Here is a 14,793-nt window from a genome sequence, read left to right on the forward strand (position 1 = left end):
GATATTCGGCTTTGCGTTTCAGCGTTGACCATTGTGGATTGCGGTGCTGCGCTTCTGACTGATGGTAAAATGAGGTCATGTCTTTCAACAGCCTCAAACATCAGAGGGAGAAGCGCAGTGAAACACTATTGTGCACTGGATGTATCGGTGAAAGAGACCGCGGTCTGCATTGTTGATGAGACAGGCAAGATTTGCCGGGAGACGAAAGTTGCCACTCACCCTGAGGATTTGATCTCGGTGATCAAGGATTCGAAGTGGCAGATTGAGCGGATCGGTCTTGAAGCCGGACCACTGTCGCAATGGCTTTATGAAGGGCTCGCCAAGGCAGGATTGCCGGTGATCTGCATCGAGACCAGGCATGCCAAGGCATTTTTGAAAGCCCAACCGAATAAGACGGACCGCAACGATGCGCGTGGCATGGCCCAGATGATGCGCGTCAATCTCTATCGGCCTGTGCATGTGAAGACATTGACGAGCCAGAAGCACCGAGCATTGCTGACCGCGCGCAAACTCTTGCAGGAAAAAGCCATCGCCATCGCGAATGACATTCGCGGATTGTTGCGCAACTTCGGTCTGAAAGTCGGATTGGTCGGCAAGATCAAATTCGAGGAGCGGATCAATGAGCTCGTCGAAGACAGGCCTGATCTACACGACATCATGCAGCCATTGTTGGCTGCACGCAAACTACTGCGCGCCGAGTTCACCAAGCTGCACAAGAAGGTTTTGGATTTGGTCCGCGAGGATGAAGTCTGTCGCCGATTGACGACGATCCCTGGTGTCGGCCCTGTTGTCGCTCTCACCTACACGGCAACCATCGATATTCCTGGCCGGTTTGCACATTCAAAGGCGGTCGGTTCTGTGCTCGGGCTGACGCCGAAACTGAACGAGTCTGGTGAAAGCAAACGGGTCGGGCGAGTATCCTGTTGCGGTGACGCGATGATGCGATCCCTGCTGTACGAAGCAGCGCAAGTCCTGCTTGTAAACGTTAAGAAATGGTCGTGGCTAAAAGCGTGGGCGATGAATATCGCCAGACGCCGCGGGAGGCAAAAGGCGGTTGTAGCGTTGGCCCGACGGCTTGCTGTGATCATGCATCGCATGTGGAGTGACGGAACCGAATTCTGTTGGACACGGGAGAGCTTGCCTGTTGCTGCGTAATTAGCAACCAAGGTGACAAGAACAAAAGGAGACAAGAAGATTCCGCCGACGGTGGAAAGATGTCCTTCGCAGGACGACGGATGGGGTGAGTTCGCTGGTTGTCTTGGTACGGTCGTCTATTGCGATCAGGTCGCCGATTAGATTGTTCCGCCTCATTCTTCTGGTCCCATAGTGGGAGGGCCACGCAGGCCGATCCCGGAGAGAAGCGCGATACTGCGAAGACATCAATCAACCATAGCTACGGACAGTCAGAAGGTGCTTGACCTCACCACGCCGAATAGAGAAGACAACNCCCGGAGAGAAGCGCGATACTGCGAAGACATCAATCAACCATAGCTACGGACAGTCAGAAGGTGCTTGACCTCACCACGCCGAATAGAGAAGACAACCAGCGATGCTCGGAACCGTCGATCTGAACCAGCTCGCCGTAGGCCTCGCGCCGCAGCCGCGGCTGATGGAACGTCCGTCGCTGCTTGCGCGACAGCCACAGGCCGGCCTCCGACATCCATTGGCGCAAGGTCTCGCGCGACACCGTCAGACCATCACGCTCCGCAAGCTTCTCGGCCGCCAGCGTCGGACCAAAGTCCGCATAGCGCTCGCGCACGATCGCCATGGCGTAATCGCGTACGCCGTCGCAGATCCGGTTGTTCGATGGCCGGCCGATCGCCTGGTGCCGGATCGACGCCGCACCGCCAGCGCCGATCCGGTCCAACAGACGACGCACCTGGCGGGTACNGATCCGGTTGTTCGATGGCCGGCCGATCGCCTGGTGCCGGATCGACGCCGCACCGCCAGCGCCGATCCGGTCCAACAGACGACGCACCTGGCGGGTACTCAAGCCAAGCACATGGGCCGCCGACACCAGCGTCATCCGCCCGGCAATCACTTTCGACAAGACCTCAATCCGCTGCAGGTCACGCTCGCTCATCGCAATCAATCCCATCCGCAATCTCCCAGGTCATCAAAACCCGGGGAGAGTGACATTCTTACTTTGCAGGATCAGGACACTTCAACTTTGCGGCTACANCAATCAATCCCATCCGCAATCTCCCAGGTCATCAAAACCCGGGGAGAGTGACATTCTTACTTTGCAGGATCAGGACACTTCAACTTTGCGGCTACACGAGAAAATCAGATAAGATAGATTATGGAACATATAGATGTGCCGAAATGCCCGTTTCCGGGCGTATTGCACCTACTCTTGGCTTGACCCAGCCGTTCGCGGCTGCTTATTCGTTCGCCACGAAACCTCGTTTTGCAAGGCCCGATGCGATGAGCGAATTGCGCGTTCTTTCAGATGCTTTCATTCCAGAACTGCCAAACCGCTACAATGGCAAAGTGCGCGAAAACTATGATCTGCCCGGCGGCGAACGCATCATCATCGCGACCGACCGGCTGAGCGCCTTCGACATCATCCTGACGTCCATTCCGCACAAGGGTCACGTGCTGACGCAGACGGCGCGCTACTGGTTCGAGGAAACCGCCGACATCTGCCCGAACCATGTGATCAGTTATCCCGACCCGAATGTCGTCATCGGCAAGCGGCTCGACATCCTGCCGGTCGAAATCGTCGTCCGCGGCTATCTCGCCGGCACCACCAGCACGTCGATCCTGACGAAATATCGCAACGGCGAGCGCGACATGTATGGCATTCGTTTGCCCGACGGTCTGCGCGACAATCAAAAGCTTCCGCAAGCAATCATCACGCCCACCAGCAAGGCCTTCGACGGAGGCCATGATGAACCGCTGTCGGAAGACGAAATTCTAGAGCAAGGCCTCCTGACGAAGCAACAGCTCGATACCGTGTGGAGCTATGCGCTGGCGCTGTTTGCGCGGGGCCAGGCGCGAGCCGCCGAACGTGGCCTGATCCTTGTCGATACGAAGTACGAGTTCGGCACCGACAAGGATGGAACCATCATCCTTGCCGACGAGATCCACACGCCCGACAGCAGTCGATACTGGATCGCCGACAGCTATCAGCAGAGCTTTGAAAACGGCGAGCGGCCGAAAAGCTTCGACAAGGATTTCGTGCGCGCCTGGGTCACCGAGCGCTGCGATCCCTACAGGGATCCGGTCCCGGAAATCCCGAGAGAACTGGTCGAGCAAACGTCAGCTGTCTATATCGAAGCCTATGAGAAGATCACCGGGCGCACCTTCGTTCCGAATCTTTCGGGTGGCACCGTGCTGGAGCGCATCCGCAAGAACCTGGCGCCGTATTTTTCGAAATAGGCCTGAATATTAGATATTTCGAACACGTGAAGTTCAGGCGTCTCCGAGCACGGGGACGTCGACTTCGAATTCGAGACGCATCAGGTCATAAGCCGGCTCGACATGATCAGGCGTTTCACCTTGGACGGTGTCGTAGTCGAGCGGCACATGCATATGCGTCAGAACGGCTTTCTTCGGACGAAGCCGATCGATCCAGCCAAGTGACTGCACCAGCGACAGATGGCTCGGATGAAATTTGTACTGGAGGGTATCGAGCACCAGAAGCTCGAGACCATAAAGGTTTGCGATCGTTTCCGGCGGAAAGTCGCTGACATCGCTGCAATAGGCGAAATCGCCGACGCGAAATCCGAGCGAGTGGATATTGCCGTGAAACTGCATCAAGGGCTGGAAGGTGATCGGGCCACCTGCCCCTGTTATGATCACGGATGAAAGATCGTCGGCGATGATATGTGCGTCGACGATGGGCGGATAGCCGCTTCCGGGCGGCGATTCCAGGCAGTAATGAAACCCTTCGCGAATCCGGCCCATAGTGAAAGCGTCCGCCCAGATCGGTACTCTCTTCTTATTTTCAATGACATAGCCGCGCAAGTCATCGATGCCATGCAGATGGTCCGCATGGGCATGGGTATAGAGCACCGCGTCGATGTGGCGGACATTTGCCGCCACCATCTGGGCGCGAAAATCCGGACCGGTATCGATGACCACAGTCGTCTTGCCGCCATCCGGCGCGATCTGCTCCACCAGCAGAGCGGCGCGCATGCGGCGGTTCTTCGGATTTTTGGGATCGCAGGCGCCCCAGTCCCCGGTGATACGCGGCACGCCAGGCGACGAACCACAGCCGAGAATGGTGAAAGCGCGCCTGAATGCCACGTTAGAGCCTCGGCATCTTGGAGAAGATGCGGAAAGCGTTTTCCGTCGTATGCGTTGCAATCTCGTCCTTCGTCACACCGATCGTATCGGCCAGAACATCGGCCGTGTGCGCCACATAGGCAGGCTCGTTGCGCTTGCCGCGAAACGGCTTGGGCGCAAGATAAGGTGCGTCGGTCTCAACAATCATGCGATCATGCGGAACCGTCTTCGCGATCTCGCGCAGTTCTTCCGATTTCGGGAAGGTCAGGATGCCGGAGAACGACACGTAGCCGCCGAGCTCGACGCCAATTCGCGCCAGATCCGGACCCGACGAGAAGCAATGCAGAAGGAAGGGGAAGGCGCCCTTCCCTGTCTCTTCGGTCAGGATCGCCGCCATGTCGTCGTCTGCCGAACGGCTATGAATGACGAGCGGCAAACCGGTTTCGCGCGCCGCAGCGATATGCCGGCGCAGACCCTCGGCCTGAGCGTCGCGCGGCGCGTTGTCGTAGAAATAATCGAGACCCGCCTCGCCGATCGCCACCACCTTCGGGTGGGCCGAAAGCCGGATGAGATCGTCTGCAGTGATATCAAGCTCTTCATCCGCGTTGTGCGGATGGGTGCCGACGGAACAGAAGACGTTCGGATAAGCTTCCGCAATCGCAAGGATCGTGTCGAACCGCTTCACGCGTGTCGAGATCGTGATCATCTGGCCGACGCCTGCTGCGCGCGCGCGCTCGATGATAGCGTCGCGCTCAGCCTCGAAGTCGGGAAAATCCAGATGGCAATGCGTATCGATAAGCATGCTGATCGTGCCTTATTACGCTTCCGGGGCGACATAGCGTGGGAAGACCGGCTTCGGCGCTTCAAGCGGCGTTCCGGAGACAAGACGGCCGGTCTCGCCGAGTGCCGCAAAGTCGCGCTTGTCGGCTGGGGCTGCCACCAGGTCGAGCAGTTTTCCTGACGATTCCGGCATGAAGGGCTGCAACAGGATGGCAATCTGGCGAACGACCTCGGCGGTGACGTAGAGCACGGTTGCCATACGCGCCGGATCGGTCTTTTTCAGGGCCCAAGGCTCCTGGCCGGCGAAATAGCGATCGGTCTCCGAAACGACCGCAATGATCGCCGCAAGCGCGCGGTGGATCATCTGCTTGCCCATCTCGTCGCGGGTGATCTCGAGCAGCGCATCGGCGGCCGCCAACATCGCCTTGTCTTCGTCGGTCAACGCACCGCAGACAGGAATATGGCCATCGCAATTCTTGACGATCATCGACAACGAACGGCTCGCCAAGTTGCCGATGCCATTGGCAAGGTCGGAGTTGATGCGGGTTGCAATCCCCTCCTCGCTGTAGCTTCCGTCCTGGCCGAAGGAAACCTCGCGCAGGAAGAAGTAGCGGATCTGGTCGAGACCGAAATGCTCGACGAGATTGAACGGATCGACGACGTTGCCGAGCGACTTCGACATCTTCTCGCCCTTGTTGAGCAGGAAGCCGTGGGCGAAGACGCGCTTGGGCAGCGGCAGGCCGGCCGACATCAGGAAAGCGGGCCAGTAGACCGCGTGAAAGCGGATGATGTCCTTGCCGATGATATGGATGTTCGCCGGCCAGAATTTCGCCCGCGGTCCCTGCGGATTGTCGAGATAGCCGGTCGCGGTGATGTAGTTGGTGAGCGCGTCGACCCAGACATACATGACATGACCAGGATCGTTCGGCACCTTGATGCCCCAATCGAAGGTGGTGCGCGAAACAGACAGGTCCTTGAGGCCTGACTTCACGAAGGAGATCACTTCGTTGCGGCGCTCAGCCGGGCCGATGAAGTCAGGGTTCTCTTCGTAGTGCTTCAGCAGCTTGTCCTGATACTCCGACAGCTTGAAGAAGTAGCTCTGCTCCTCGACCCATTCGACCGGCGTGCCCTGCGGACCGTAACGCACGCCGTCGGCGCGCAGCTCGGTCTCGTTCTCCTGGTAATAGGCTTCGTCGCGCACGGAGTACCAGCCGGCGTAGGAATCCTTGTAGAGGTCGCCCGCCTCGCCCATGCGGTTCCAGATGTCCTGCGACGCCTCGTGGTGGCGCTTCTCGGTGGTGCGGATGAAGTCGTCATTCGACGCGTTCAGGAGAACCGCCATCTTCTGGAATTCCGAGGAGTTCCGGTCGGCGAGTTCCTGAGGCGTCACGCCTTCGCGGCGCGCCGTCTGCTGCATCTTCTGGCCGTGTTCGTCCGTGCCCGTCAGGAAGAATACGTCGCGTCCGTCCAGGCGCTGGTAGCGCGCCATTGCATCCGTTGCGATCAACTCATAGGCGTGGCCGATATGCGGCTTGCCGTTCGGGTAGGAAATCGCGGTGGTGATGTAAAAGGGGGACGTGTCTCTCATAAGCGGATTCAATCTATCTCGGATAAAGCTACCGACGCTCTTAGCGCATACGCCGCGCGGAAGGAACCGGGAGATGGCAGAAAAGCCCGCACCGAAGCCGCTGATCGACATCCATTCCCGCTTGTGTGGACGCAAACGAAACAATAGAACAAATAGGAAACAAACGCGAAGGGATCGTCATGTTGCGCCAGCTTGAACGTCAATTCGAAGCGGCATCGGCCCACTACGCCGAAGACAACGGCATCGAGCGGGATGCAGATTGGTTCATGCTCAAGATGCAGGAGGAAATCGGCGAACTGACCCAGGCCTGGAACAAGCACACCGGCCGCGGCAGGCGGCATGGAAAATCAGAGGACGAGATCCAGACCGATATGGCGGACGAGGCCGCAGATCTGCTGGGTCACGTGCTGCTTTTCGCCCACCATCACGACCTGGATCTGGTCGCTGCGATCAAGCGCAAATGGAAGTTTCAGGTCCAGCTATAGCGCCGCCTTGACGTCGTCCAGCAGCGAAAGAATGGTTTGCTTGCGATCGAGATTATAGGCGTCGCTGATGGTGAGGCGTTCCCCGGTCGTGGCCGAAAGCCGGGCGAAACGCTCGGCGCGCATGATGTCGCCGGCAACGGCCGCATCGCGGGCTTCGCGCATCAGCCGGCCTGTCAGCAGCGACGTGAAGAAATCGAAGATCGTTTCGCTGTCCTTGGCCGAAAGCACGTCGGCAAGTTTGTGCATGTCCTTGCGGATCCCCGGCCCTTGCCCCGCGAGGATCGCCTCGAAGGTCGCGGTGATTTCCAGACCGCCGTAGTTGATGAGCTTCAGCGCCTCCGCCACGCTGCCATTGGCAGCGGCCAGAACGCGCGCGGCATTTTCGCTCTCAAGATCGAAGCCGAGATGACCGAGCGCCTGGCGCAGCGCCAAAGGCTCCAACGGCTTCAGCCGCAGCGGCAGGCAGCGCGAACGGATGGTTGGTAATAGCTTACCCGGCGCGTGGGTCAGCACCAGGAACAGCGACCGACGCGGCGGTTCCTCGAGAATTTTCAGGATGGCGTTGGCGGCGTTCCGGTTGAGATCGTCGGCCGGGTCGATGATGACGATGCGCCAGTTGCCGGTGCCGGATGTCTGCGAAAAGAACTTGCCGGCCCTTCGCACCTCGTCGACGGTGATGGCACCCTTGACCCTGCCCGTCTTCTCGTCGACCGGCCGCGTCAGATGCAGAAGATTGTGCGATGCGCCGGAGGCCAATTGCCGGCCGACGATCGAGGCCGGGTCGGGATCCTCAAGCCTTTCGGGCGCAGTCGCGGGATCCGGGTGATTGAGGATGTGGCTGGCGAAGCGAAACGCAAGCGTCGCCTTACCGATACCCTCCGGCCCTTCGATCAGAATGGCGTGGTGTCCCTTGCCCGAACGGTAGCTCTGGGCCAGAAACGCTTCCGCCTGCTCATGACCAAACAGCCGGTCGTTCTGGACCGGCGCGATTGCCCCTTCAAGTACACCTGGCGCTTCCGACGTCATGGTGCGGACCCCGCATTCGAAGGCCCGGAGACTTCAGCGTTCGCAAGCAAGCTCTCTAGCAGGCCGAGCACCTCTGCGGCAATCGCCTCGGCGGATTGCGTCGCATCGATAACCCGGCACCTGTCCGGATCCGCCCGTGCGATATCGAGGAAGGCCTCGCGGCGCTTTTCATGCGTCTCAAGCTCTTCCTTCTCGAAACGATCCGGGCTGTCATCGCCGGCGCGGCGTTGGGCGCGCTCGAGACCGATAGTCGCCGGCAGATCGAAAATCACGGTCCGGTCCGGGACTACGCCATTGATGGCAACCCGCTCCAGCGTCTCGACAAAGGCCGGCTCCAGATTGCCGGTGATGCCCTGGTAGACGCGCGACGAGTCCATGAAACGGTCGCAAAGCACGATCGTTCCCCCAGTCAGCGCCGGCCGGATGACCTCTTCGACATGATCGCTGCGCGCCGCAGCAAACAGAATGGCTTCCATTCGGACGCCGAAGGCTTCGGCCGCCCCCGAAAGCAGCACATGGCGCACCGCTTCGGCCCCGACCGATCCGCCCGGCTCGCGCGTCGTCAGCACCTTGTGGCCGAGCGCGCGCAGAGAATCGGCGAGCAGGCGCAACTGGGTCGATTTGCCGGCCCCTTCCCCGCCCTCGAATGTTACAAACAGACCTTTTGCCAGCGGCACAATGCTTTCCTATATCGGCATGCGATTTGGCTCTGTTTAGCCGATTGGCCCACCCGATGAAACCGCCAGAACCGGTTTTGTTACAGCCAGAAGAAGAAGAGTTCCTGCAGAGCGTCGAGCGCGCGGCTCGCCAGTGTCCCTTGGCCCACTGCTCCCGCCGTCTTGACCGGAACCTCGCGTAGCAGCTTTTCGCCGTTCCACAGTCGGACGACACCGACCTCGGCGCCGGCTTCCACGGGAGCGCGCAACGGCCATTTGTAGACGACACGGGCCGTCAGGCGTTCCGGGTTGTTGACCGGCAGCAGCACATCAACCGGCCCACCAGCGACAAGCGCGACATGGGAGGCCGCACCGCCGTAGATACTGGCCTCGCCGATCGCCTCGCCATCAGCAAAAATTCGCCGCTTTTCGAACGCCGTCATCGCCCAGTCAAGCACCTTGCGGCTTTCCTCCGTACGCTCCTTATCGGTATCGAGCCCGCCCATCGCGAGATAGACACGCCGGTCGCCACGCTGCATCGATGCGGCCAGCGAAAAACCGTAGCCTTCGGCAAAACCCGTGGCGACACCATCGACCCCGAGTTTGGCCGCGATCAACGGGTTCTTGTTGCGCTGAAGGATCTTGTTCCACTCGAACTCAGGCTGGGCGTAGAGCCGATAGAGATCGGGGTGCGCCTCGTGCAGATGACGGGTCAGCGTCACCAGTTCGGTCATAGTGATCCGGTTCTGGGGATCCGGCAGACCTGTGGCGTTACCGAACGTGGCGATAGGCATGCCGAGTTCGCGAGCGCGGGCCGTCATCTTTTCGGCAAAGGCGGTTTCGCTACCGGCCATCCCCTCTCCGAGGATGATGCAGGCATCATTGGCAAGCTGAACGGCCACCCCTTGCAACAGATCGGCCACGCGAATGCGCGACTTCAGCGCAGCAAACATCGTCGAAGTGCCGGATGGGGCGCCGCCCGTGCGCCACGCGTGTTCGGAAACGTCGAAGGCCGTTTCGGCCGAAAGCTCACCCTTGGCGATGGCCTCGGCCACCACTTCCATCGTCATCAACTTGGCAAGAGAGGCGGGCGGAACCGGTTCGTTCTCGGCGCGGGAAAACAGAACGGTGCCGGTTTCGGCATCCACCAGCAGGATCTGCTTTGCCTTGGTGTCAAACGCCACCGGCGGCGTCTGAGCCGCTGCCGCACTCGCGAGCAACGCCGCAAGGCCGAACGTGACCGTAAGCATCATCAAGCGCATGGGAAACTCCGGTTTCCCATTGGGCATAGCAGCGTCATCAGAATGGTACAACGCCCCAGGTTACCTGAGCGAACCGGTTCTGCCTTGGCGCTTCGCATGGGCAACGATGGATTCAGGCGTAAGCGGATTGGTCTCGACCATGATCGCTTCAAACGGCGATTCCGCATCGCTTACCCGCACTTCCACATAGGCGGCCGCATAGGCCATGTTGCCGTCAGGCATCGGAATGTATTCCGGTCGCTCGCGCGGGATCGGCCCGATTTCCGGAAGCATGACGAACTCGCTCAGCGACGGCGGTGCTGCAAATTGCGGGACAGGTGCAGCCAACGCCGTTACCGTACCGGCGGTATCAAGGGACGATTTCGGCGGAATGACCAGCGTTCCCAACTGGTTGCGCATCGGCTCATTCGAGGCGACCATCACGCCGGTTGCGATCTGGCCCTCCGGCATGACGCCCGGACTGCGGTCGCCCTTCGTGACATAGGACGCCATGAGATAGGGCATGTCGTTGCCTTCAAGCGGTGCGCGGCCGACATATTGCACCCGAACCTTGGCACTGCCCTTCTGCTTGATATCGAGCAAATCGGCTGTCTTCGACGAAACGTCGATGATGCGGCCATATTCATAGGGACCGCGATCGTTCACACGAACGATGACGGAAGTGCCGTTTTCGGTGTTGGTGACACGCGCATAGCTCGGCAGCGGAAAGGTCGGATGCGCGGCGGACAGATGAAGCTTGTCGTAGACTTCGCCATTGGCCGTCAGGCGACCATGAAAGGCCGAGCCGTACCAGGACGCGACACCGGTCTTGTTGTAACCGAAATCTTCCTTCGGCTGGTACCACTTGCCCTTGACCTGATAGGCTTTGCCGACCTGAAAGCGGCCGCCGCCCTTCGGAATATTCTTGCCGGTAGCGACACGGGGGCTCGCCTTCACGCCATAAACGGACTCAGCAAAGTATTCTTTGCTTCTCGACTTGCTCTTCTTGATACTGGACGTCGATCCGCAAGCCGCAAGCGTTGCGCAAAGCACAGGGACCGCCGCAAGGCGCAGTCCCTTGATCAGATATGCCGCATTTTTACTGGATGTCATCTGTCCCACAACATCATTCGAATAAGCCGTACTCGAAACCTTCCACTCGTGCCCCCAGCGGAAATCTCGGCGTCCCGAAACGGAACAGTCGATTAATCATGACAGCAACAAGGCAAAATTGCGAACCGACGAATGGCTGACGGCTCGAAATCTCCAGTTATGGTTTACGAATGGTTACCCGGACAAAATGGGCAGCGGATGCGCCAAGAAAATCTTTCCGCCCACGCATGTTAAATCTTGCAAAGCAGCAAGGCTTCGCGCAATAACGCCCTGCCCGGAGGAGTGGCCGAGCGGTTTAAGGCACCGGTCTTGAAAACCGGCGTGCGTGAAAGCGCACCGTGGGTTCGAATCCCACCTCCTCCGCCATGGCTGTCTCATTTTTCGCCACCCATTATTGCGCTCGGTCGCCAAGTGAATGCTTTGGCGGCGAACGCATACAAGTTTTGCGAGTATTCCCCGATCATAGCCGCAGCATTGACGGCGCTTGCAAGGCGGTGGCTCGACCCGCTTGCCATCCCAGATAATTTGAGGGAAAGTCTGATTCCGGCCCATCGAGCCCTGGGCGATCTCCCAGAACTAGAGAAAACCATGCCTCTTAAATATTTGACGACAGCCGCTTTTCTCGCGCTTCTTGCACTTGCCGGATGCGCAAGCACCGGCGGCAGCAACACGACCTATGCGCAGTGGCAAGGTCCAACACCTGTACCCGATCCGTCTGCGGCGAGTCCCGGCGGTTTCCGGCTCAGCTACTAACTTGCGCTAGTATACGCGTGTCGGACGGAGCGCATCGCGCGCTCCCATCCCCGGCCGCGCGATTTCAGTCGCATAGAGCTATTGGCCGCGAGATATTGTGATCGCGGGGCGATACAGGCGCCCATCGTTTGATCGGACGCCAGTCCCGGTGGAGCCCCTTCCGCTGCTTGATCCTATACTTCCAGGGAAATCGTCGTGAATCGCCGCATCACCGGTGGAAAGTATTGACTTCAATTATATTAGATATTCTTGATATTCAGTCCTCCAACAACCGAGGAACTGAACGATGCCCACCTACATCATTGAACGCGACGTCCCAGGGGCCGACAAGCTCAACCAGGACGACCTTTGCGCATTATCGGCAAAATCCAATGCTGTCGTCGCCGATCTTGGCGTACCATATACATGGATCACCAGTTATGTCGCCGGCGACAAGATTTACTGCGTCCACGAGGCATCAAGCGCCGACGTCATTCGCGAACATTCGGAACGCGCCGGATTTCCGGCGAACAAGATAACCGAAGTTGCTGCCGTCATAGGGCCTGCGACAGCATCCCAGGGGCGCAACGGTAAGTGACCGAAGCGACGTTATCATCGCAGTGCCCGGACACCGGGCACGAATGCGCGACGCAACGCCGGCAAAACAGTGATCCACCGGCACCGTCATTGACTTACGGCGGTATCAATGCAGGCTGGTTTGCCGGCATTCGGCGCCCATGCAGGGTTCCCCGGCACACCTTCCAAGGAGACGATCATGGCAAAAGGTCAAGTGCGAAGTAACCGCGAGGTTAGAAAGCCAAAGAAGGACAAGACTGTCAAAGCCGCCGTTGTGACGGAAGGCTCACAGGTGAAGCTGGCCGGCAGCAGTTTCTCCCTGGGCAAGAAAGACAAGAAGTAAGACGGTCGGCTTTAACCTCTCGAACTAACGACACGAGAGAGATATCCGTCAGTGGCCAGTCGAACTGGGGTGCGCAACGTCTCCGCGACATCCCGGCGCGACTGGTCGAGCACCCGCGGTCAGATGCCGGTTTCGTAGCGCGTTTGAACATCGTATGTATTTGGCTGGAGATGCGAAGATCGCTACAGGCGGATGCCGCTGGCCACTCGCACTCCATTACGGCGTCCAACATCATCGGAAGCATTTGCGGCGGGTATTGTTGATCAGCTGCCAGCGCCACGCTTTGAGGCGGGCGCCGGAAAATCGAAAACGCCAACGCACCTCACGCCAATCTTTGTGCCTTCATTGCCACAGCTTGAGCACCAGTGCTCGCCTTTCGCAAAGAACTGTTGAACACGGCACAGTGCCCGGCATGCTTGCTGGACTTCGGAACGAAAGCACGGTTCACATCGTTAACCAAACCATCGCCGCCACCTCTGATCTAGTGGACGTTCACCGTGCTTGCAGCCTTGCTTATCGCCTCGATTATCGCATCGCCTAACATCGCCCTCAGCGCTGCCACGGTCGACGACCTGCAAGCCGACTTCGAAACGGCCGTGCCCTGCCAGCAGATAGACGGCCGGAACGTTTGGAAGGGAACGATCGCCTACTACATCCAGTCCTTCGTCTATCAAGGCGACACGCCGGTCGCGACCGAAGCGGCCGACGCTGTGCTGCCGGAGGACAACTCCGCGGAAACCGTCAAGGAATTCGAGGACGCCTGCTCCGCGACGCAGCCGGCCTGATTCAGGCCTCCTCTAGCAGATCGCCCATCGATATTTCTGCTGATCCCTTGATGGCAGGCTATTTCCACTGCGTCCCATCGGCCGCGGCGCAACCGTGCGGCGGGTGTCCGTTGCCAAATGTCAGCTTCAGCCGGTCACAACCCCATTGATTGAGCGGCCCGGGCATCGCCGCATTCAACGCGATACCAACTTCGTCAAACGGGCTCTGCTTGTTATCCACGTATTGATACCAGCGAAACCCAAGGATCGCGGTCGCGGCGACAACGATGGTCAGCAAGATTTGAATCAGCTTCGTCATTAAACCCTCATTCCATAAACGGAAGGAGGCATATCAGCCTCGCGCGGCGCGTGCAGCGACGAGTTGGTCAATCTGCGCTTGATTGAACCAACATTCACAGAATTTTAGGCACTTGCGGAACACATATGGAACAGATAGTGTCTGTTCTTGATTTGTTTCACGCCTCTGGAGCGACTTGCCATGCTGACCCGCAAGCAACAGGAATTGCTTCTTTTCATCCATGAACGAATGAAGGAGTCCGGTGTACCGCCGTCCTTCGACGAGATGAAGGATGCACTCGACCTGGCATCCAAGTCGGGTATTCACCGGCTGATCACAGCGCTCGAGGAACGCGGCTTCATACGCCGGCTTCCCAACCGCGCCCGAGCGCTCGAAGTCATCAAACTGCCGGAAGCCTATGCTGCGAGCGCGCAGCCCCGTCGCGGGTTTTCGCCGAGCGTCATCGAGGGTAGCCTTGGCAAACCGCCCGCCCCTGCCCCCGCGGCGAAAACGCTGCCGGTTGCCGACAACAGCTCCGTGTCGGTTCCAGTGATGGGCCGCATTGCCGCCGGCGTGCCGATCTCGGCGATACAGAACAACACCCACGACATTACCGTGCCGCTCGATATGATCGGCAGCGGCGAGCACTACGCCCTTGAAGTGAAGGGTGATTCGATGATCGAGGCCGGCATTTTCGATGGCGATACGGTGATCATCCGCAATGCCACCACGGCCAATCCCGGCGATATCATCGTGGCACTAGTCGATGACGAGGAAGCAACGTTGAAACGCTTCCGGCGCAAGGGCGCTTCAATTGCTCTAGAGGCCGCCAACCCGGCCTATGAGACGCGCATCTTCGGGCCTGACCGGGTCAAGATTCAGGGCAAGCTCGTCGGCTTGATCCGCCGCTACCACTAAGCCCGTCTCACGCCAGCGCAATTCGAGGAAAAGTGCGGAG

Annotated in this window: 15 protein-coding genes, 1 tRNA gene and 2 pseudogenes; 8 read left to right on the forward strand and 10 right to left on the reverse strand. The window is 59.1% G+C overall.

Annotated elements, in window-relative coordinates:
* Positions 1-117: 117 nt before the first annotated feature.
* On the forward strand, positions 118-1,155 hold the full coding sequence (locus ASD52_RS21035) for an IS110 family transposase (protein ID WP_057225463.1): 1,038 nt from the start codon (positions 118-120) through the stop codon (positions 1,153-1,155).
* Positions 1,156-1,543: 388 nt separating this feature from the next.
* On the opposite strand, the pseudogene ASD52_RS40240 reads toward ASD52_RS21035, so the two are convergent.
* Together ASD52_RS40240 and ASD52_RS40245 are read right to left on the reverse strand one after the other, a co-directional pair.
* Positions 1,544-1,890: pseudogene (locus ASD52_RS40240) on the reverse strand (ISNCY family transposase); the annotation flags it as partial.
* A 1-nt stretch (position 1,891) separates the two neighbouring features.
* A pseudogene (locus tag ASD52_RS40245) lies at positions 1,892-2,098 on the reverse strand (helix-turn-helix domain-containing protein); the annotation flags it as partial.
* Between the two features lie 338 nt (positions 2,099-2,436).
* Here ASD52_RS40245 and ASD52_RS21045 point away from each other — a divergent pair.
* Positions 2,437-3,384 carry a phosphoribosylaminoimidazolesuccinocarboxamide synthase gene (locus ASD52_RS21045; RefSeq protein ID WP_025427063.1) on the forward strand — a complete coding sequence of 316 codons (948 nt, stop codon included), beginning with the start codon at positions 2,437-2,439 and terminating at the stop codon, positions 3,382-3,384.
* A gap of 33 nt (positions 3,385-3,417) precedes the next feature.
* On the opposite strand, the gene ASD52_RS21050 is transcribed toward ASD52_RS21045, so the two are convergent.
* Genes ASD52_RS21050 through metG form a run of 3 tightly spaced genes read right to left on the reverse strand, consistent with a single transcriptional unit; the run spans position 3,418 to position 6,601 of the window.
* A complete protein-coding gene (locus ASD52_RS21050; RefSeq protein ID WP_057210388.1) occupies positions 3,418-4,254 on the reverse strand; it encodes an MBL fold metallo-hydrolase in 837 nt (278 codons plus the stop codon).
* A 1-nt stretch (position 4,255) separates the two neighbouring features.
* Positions 4,256-5,035 carry a TatD family hydrolase gene (locus tag ASD52_RS21055; RefSeq protein WP_025427061.1) on the reverse strand — a complete coding sequence of 260 codons (780 nt, stop codon included), beginning with the start codon at positions 5,033-5,035 and terminating at the stop codon, positions 4,256-4,258.
* A 15-nt stretch (positions 5,036-5,050) separates the two neighbouring features.
* Positions 5,051-6,601 carry a methionine--tRNA ligase gene (gene metG / locus ASD52_RS21060; RefSeq protein ID WP_057210390.1) on the reverse strand — a complete coding sequence of 517 codons (1,551 nt, stop codon included), beginning with the start codon at positions 6,599-6,601 and terminating at the stop codon, positions 5,051-5,053.
* Between the two features lie 179 nt (positions 6,602-6,780).
* Between metG and ASD52_RS21065 the strand changes: the two genes are divergently transcribed.
* Complete coding sequence (locus tag ASD52_RS21065; RefSeq protein WP_057214155.1) at positions 6,781-7,086, forward strand: pyrophosphatase; 306 nt, start codon at positions 6,781-6,783, stop codon at positions 7,084-7,086.
* Here the strand turns inward: ASD52_RS21065 and ASD52_RS21070 are convergent.
* From ASD52_RS21070 to ASD52_RS21085, 4 genes are all read right to left on the reverse strand, one after another.
* Positions 7,081-8,112: a DNA polymerase III subunit delta' gene (locus ASD52_RS21070; RefSeq protein ID WP_025427058.1), complete on the reverse strand. Its 1,032-nt coding sequence runs from the start codon at positions 8,110-8,112 to the stop codon at positions 7,081-7,083. The genes ASD52_RS21065 and ASD52_RS21070 overlap by 6 nt on opposite strands.
* A complete protein-coding gene (tmk, locus tag ASD52_RS21075; RefSeq protein WP_038576098.1) occupies positions 8,109-8,789 on the reverse strand; it encodes a dTMP kinase in 681 nt (226 codons plus the stop codon). The genes ASD52_RS21070 and tmk overlap by 4 nt, the downstream gene beginning before the upstream one ends.
* An 80-nt stretch (positions 8,790-8,869) precedes the next feature.
* The gene (locus ASD52_RS21080; RefSeq protein WP_025427057.1) at positions 8,870-10,030 is read right to left on the reverse strand and encodes a D-alanyl-D-alanine carboxypeptidase family protein; all 1,161 of its coding nucleotides are present in this window, start codon (positions 10,028-10,030) and stop codon (positions 8,870-8,872) included.
* A gap of 60 nt (positions 10,031-10,090) precedes the next feature.
* A complete protein-coding gene (locus ASD52_RS21085) occupies positions 10,091-11,122 on the reverse strand; it encodes a septal ring lytic transglycosylase RlpA family protein (RefSeq protein ID WP_025427056.1) in 1,032 nt (343 codons plus the stop codon).
* Positions 11,123-11,398: 276 nt separating this feature from the next.
* On the opposite strand from ASD52_RS21085, the gene ASD52_RS21090 reads away from it, so the two are divergent.
* From ASD52_RS21090 to ASD52_RS21105, 4 genes are all read left to right on the forward strand, one after another.
* Positions 11,399-11,488: transfer RNA gene (locus tag ASD52_RS21090), tRNA-Ser, on the forward strand.
* A 673-nt stretch (positions 11,489-12,161) separates the two neighbouring features.
* On the forward strand, positions 12,162-12,452 hold the full coding sequence (locus ASD52_RS21095) for a DUF4242 domain-containing protein (protein WP_025427055.1): 291 nt from the start codon (positions 12,162-12,164) through the stop codon (positions 12,450-12,452).
* 177 nt (positions 12,453-12,629) lie between these two features.
* Positions 12,630-12,773: a hypothetical protein gene (locus ASD52_RS39420; protein ID WP_164474927.1), complete on the forward strand. Its 144-nt coding sequence runs from the start codon at positions 12,630-12,632 to the stop codon at positions 12,771-12,773.
* Positions 12,774-13,270: 497 nt separating this feature from the next.
* Complete coding sequence (locus ASD52_RS21105) at positions 13,271-13,558, forward strand: hypothetical protein (RefSeq protein ID WP_025427054.1); 288 nt, start codon at positions 13,271-13,273, stop codon at positions 13,556-13,558.
* 58 nt (positions 13,559-13,616) lie between these two features.
* On the opposite strand, the gene ASD52_RS21110 is transcribed toward ASD52_RS21105, so the two are convergent.
* A complete protein-coding gene (locus ASD52_RS21110; RefSeq protein ID WP_025427053.1) occupies positions 13,617-13,856 on the reverse strand; it encodes a hypothetical protein in 240 nt (79 codons plus the stop codon).
* 180 nt (positions 13,857-14,036) lie between these two features.
* Between ASD52_RS21110 and lexA the strand changes: the two genes are divergently transcribed.
* Positions 14,037-14,753 (forward strand): transcriptional repressor LexA, encoded by a 717-nt coding sequence (gene lexA / locus ASD52_RS21115; protein ID WP_025427052.1) that lies wholly within the window; start codon positions 14,037-14,039, stop codon positions 14,751-14,753.
* The last annotated feature ends 40 nt before the right edge of the window (positions 14,754-14,793 follow it).

Source organism: Ensifer sp. Root142, assembly GCF_001426785.1.
GTDB classification, from domain to species: Bacteria; Pseudomonadota; Alphaproteobacteria; order Rhizobiales; family Rhizobiaceae; genus Ensifer; species Ensifer canadensis.